General features: G+C 34.0%; 5 protein-coding genes. 3 read left to right on the top strand and 2 right to left on the bottom strand.

From position 1 onward, the window contains the following. Positions 1–442: 442 nt before the first annotated feature. Positions 443–634, top strand: coding sequence for a hypothetical protein (locus tag BA70_RS20730; RefSeq protein WP_034325206.1), 192 nt, complete (start codon positions 443–445; stop codon positions 632–634). 172 nt (positions 635–806) lie between these two features. Here BA70_RS20730 and BA70_RS20215 read toward each other — a convergent pair whose 3' ends face one another. Then, complete coding sequence (locus BA70_RS20215; protein WP_034325205.1) at positions 807–1,910, bottom strand: Rap family tetratricopeptide repeat protein; 1,104 nt, start codon at positions 1,908–1,910, stop codon at positions 807–809. 187 nt (positions 1,911–2,097) lie between these two features. Here BA70_RS20215 and BA70_RS18530 point away from each other — a divergent pair, with 187 nt between their 5' ends. After that, positions 2,098–2,955 carry an SMI1/KNR4 family protein gene (locus tag BA70_RS18530; protein ID WP_034325204.1) on the top strand — a complete coding sequence of 286 codons (858 nt, stop codon included), beginning with the start codon at positions 2,098–2,100 and terminating at the stop codon, positions 2,953–2,955. Positions 2,956–3,026: 71 nt separating this feature from the next. After that, a complete protein-coding gene (locus tag BA70_RS18525; RefSeq protein ID WP_034325203.1) occupies positions 3,027–3,854 on the top strand; it encodes an HNH endonuclease in 828 nt (275 codons plus the stop codon). A gap of 87 nt (positions 3,855–3,941) precedes the next feature. Here BA70_RS18525 and BA70_RS18520 read toward each other — a convergent pair. Next, positions 3,942–4,032, bottom strand: a 91-nt coding sequence (locus BA70_RS18520) for a peptidoglycan-binding protein (protein ID WP_034325202.1), incomplete at its 5' end; no start/stop codon positions are given.

Genomic DNA, 4,032 nt, shown 5'->3' with positions numbered 1-4,032 from the left:
GCCTGTAGACTTTGTCTACAAGCTGAAAAGCGCTCTAAGAGCGCTTTTTTAAATTGATCACATGACCCAATTAAACATTTTCTCCATTTCATATGTGGAATTATTTGCAGGAAATCACACAAGAACATACGTTCTCTTGTTGTTGTCTTTCCTGCGTTTTATATTATTCTTACATCATACCACTTTATAGTTTGTCATCAATTAGTGGGCATTTAGTGGGCAAGCCCACATAACTCTATATTAATGAAGAAAGTAGGTGCATACCCCATGAACATAAACAAAATAAGATCATTCCTTTATAAGACATCAAAATACCTGGGTGACGTCAACGCCGTTCAAAAAGGTACTATCGGAAAACGTATCATGCGACGTGCTGCGGGTAAAGCATCCGGCAAGCTAATGAAAAAGATATTCAAATAAAATAGTTCACGGTGGTGATTTCATGAATGATCTTGAAAGGAAGCTATACAGGATCATCTATAATATGAGCAGGTTTCGCAAGAACCCCACAATGGACGACTTAAAAATAAAAACAGGTCAAGACGAACAATCTATAAGAAAAGCCGTTAATAATCTTATGTCAAGAAATGAGTTAGCATGGGATAAAGAAAAGAAGGAATGGCGGCTCAAATAAAAAAGAAGCCCCCGAAAAGGGCTTTTTCTTTTATTAATGGAGTCTATTTTTCCTAATACTTAACCAAAGTAGCCGTTTTCTGCGGTTTGAAAATCATTTGAGGAATTTATATGCACAGTAGTTGTAATACCCATTAATAAGGTAAAGCTCAAGATTATTACTTTCAGATGTTTCATTCAATTTCCTCCATCCATGACAATTTTTTGGCTTGTGATTCCAAACCATCATCAAAGTATTTAGATGCCAACTTGTGTTTATCCTGCTTTTTATAAAATCTTGCAGCCATGATTGACAATTCTGCGGCATCTGTCCAAAGATTTTGATTTTTCAGCGCATTTATAGCTGCATCAAGCTGAGTTTCATCATCTGTTATATAAATTGAATGTATGATGTTTAACTTAGCAATATACGCATTGTCAGATAATTCATTCGCTAACATGAGTGACTCATTGTATGACTCCAGCCCTTCAGCTTTTTTATCTAACTGGAAGAGTACACGCGCTAACATGTAATTTGTACGCATATACAGTGTTTTGTGTGGCTTTTTCAATTCAACCGACAAGACATTCTGTAAACATTCTAAAGCTTGCTGAAGCTTTCCTTGGCGCTCATAACATAATCCAAGATTGAAATACCCTAGCGCTTGTGGCAAATCAATTTTAGATTCTGTTGCTAAATTAATAGCATCCTTAAAGGTGGATTCAGCTTGTTCAAATTGGTTTAAATCAAGCTTATTTGATGCAATCACCATTAGTGTAATCGCTACCCGACTCTCTTGTAAATCTGCTGATTTAAAGCTTTCTAAAGCTTTTTTGGCATGGTTAATGGAGAAATGATTTTGTGCAATTTCGTAGTATGCAATCGAAAGTTGATAATTAAATTCAGCACGTTCTAACTCGTCAGGAACGTTTCGAAGGCGTGTCTCTGCAATATGATAATAGTTGATAGCGTCTGAAAATCTCTTTTTATAAAACTCATACATGCCATTGAAGAAGAAATAATAATACTGAATCATATCATCCGTTTTCTGCTTCTCTTCAATGTCTATTTGCTTCAATAAAACTTTTGATCCCTCAAACTCCTGCGCCATCATTTTGTATCTTGAATCAATCAAGTTAAAGTATATTAAGACATTTTGGTCTTCTTCCATGTTTTCGCAAGCTTGTACTATCTCGTTTCTCATTGTTTCAGCTTTTAGGATATCTTGTTTTTTTATAAATCCATACCAATCACCGATCATTTTAGCAACAAATGGGCTTGCTACTTTTTCTGTCAAACAAACCTCCCCCTATCCCTAACTTTATTTTCCCTATAATTACATATATTATCATTTTTGAAATATTTCCACACCGAAAAGAAACCGCAATTTTTCTTCTCATTCATCTAGTTTTTTAAGTCTATTGATAAGAATTTGAGTCGAAGGTATAATTTAAAAGTATATCTATATTTTAGGAGATGATGAATTGAAACAATTTTGGGCTAACCAATCAGACGACCCGTATACTTTAAAAAAAATATCTGAAAAAGATATTCTGAAAACAGAAAAAAAGCTAGGAGTTAAGCTGCCACAAGAATATAAAAACTTAGTCTTGGAGCAAAATGGCGGTTATTTAGAATGTAATGCTTTCCCTACGGATAGACCTACTTCCTGGGCAGAGGATCATATACAATTTGATCATTTGCTAGGGATCGGAAAAAAAGAAGGGATTTTAGAAAGTGACTATTTAATAAAAGAATGGGGGCTTCCTAAAGATATTATTCTTATCTCGGGTGATGGTCATTCCTGGGTCGCACTGGATTACCGAAATACCATAGAGAATCCACCCGTTCATTTTTTCGATTTAGAAACAGAAGAGGACTTTAAAATAGCAGATAGTTTTAATGAATTTATTTCAAAACTCTATATTGATGACTCAGATGATAGTGAACCTGATTTAGAAGGGTTAGATCCCGAGGACTATGAACTTACATACATATCGCCCGACGATCCAGACGCAATTACAAAGGATGAAGTAAATAGGATATTTGAAAAAAATAATGAAGAATTATTTTCTAATCTCAAGCTCTTCCCTATTCAAAATTATGACGATCTCATTTGGTTATTGAAAAAAATAGAAACTCATACTAATTCAACGAATGACGTTGATGGCGCTCTTGAATTGGGGTTAGTGCTAGATACAGTAGCAACATACAAGAAAAATTTAATTTTAGAGAACAAAGAATCACTGGAAACATTTAAAAGTATCATTAGTAACTTAAATAGATTAAATGATTCAGATGTTGAGATTATTGTTAATCAATTGGAAGATTTTATAGAATAGGTATTGTTAACCTCCAATACTTGTATTATACTTGCAATGTTTGTAAATATAATACAAAAGAGGTGCTTTAATTGAAATTAAGGAAGTTTTTATGTGCTGTATTGCCGTTATTGCTCCTAGTATCTTTTATTTTACCGGAGTTTGCCAAAGCGGAATCAGCACAAGTTAGAGAAAGTAATTTAACGGAAGATCAACTAAACGACTACATAGAATCTTCTTACGAAAACTATGACGATTTTCCATATGCTCAAGAATATGAGAATTGGGATAACTATGAAGAGTATCAAGGTTTACTTGAAGATGATGTTACAGATGAGGAACTAGAAAAAGATACAATTTCTGATGATGTTTTTGAAAAAGGGGAATTAGTAGAACCATCGTTTTCTGCTCCAGCCGATGCAATTGGTACAAACGATGACGTTGATATTATTCAAGCTTACCCTTTTTGGTTAGTTCCTCTTGCTTTTCCTGTTGTTATGCGAATCGGTGGGAAACTATATGCAAAACAATATTTGAAAAACTCAACGAAAAAAGTTGTAATCAGAAATGGAAAACTTGCTAAAAAGAAACACCCTAAAACTGGTGTTAAATTCACTGCAAATGGCTTCCCTGTTTTCAATTCAAAATTCAATTACAATCTACCAGGTTTGTTAATAAAGTCATCTAACAAAACTCAATTCGCTAAGGCAAACGCATCTTTAAAAATCGGTATTAAGTCACCTAAACATGCTAAAAAATTTACTAAGAACCAAATCATTGATATAAACCATAACAAAACCCCTAGAGGCTATGTATGGCATCACCATGAAAACACAGGAAGATTACAACTTGTGAACAAAGAAATTCACAAGAAAACAGGACATACAGGCGGAAGAGCTATATGGGGAAGATTAAAATAAACTCTATATAAGTAAAACCCCCCATCCAATAATGGACAGGGGGGTTTCTTGTTTTAAAATTATCTATAGTCGTAAGTCTATAGATTTTTATTTTAATAACTTTTCTAACGCTGCTTTCGTCTTCGGTCCATAAATGCCGTCAGCAACAAGACCATGCATCAATTGGAATCGTTTGACC

Origin of the sequence: Bacillus zhangzhouensis, from assembly GCF_000715205.1 — a bacterium.
In the GTDB taxonomy this organism is placed as follows: domain Bacteria; phylum Bacillota; class Bacilli; order Bacillales; family Bacillaceae; genus Bacillus; species Bacillus zhangzhouensis.
Note: the sequence above shows the minus strand (reverse complement) of the source record. Positions and strands in the feature narration are given on the sequence as shown.

Coding starts and splice junctions, on each gene's coding strand:
- BA70_RS20730 (WP_034325206.1), top strand. CDS start 443: ATGAATGATCTTGAAAGGAAGCTATACAGGATCATCTATAATATGAGC.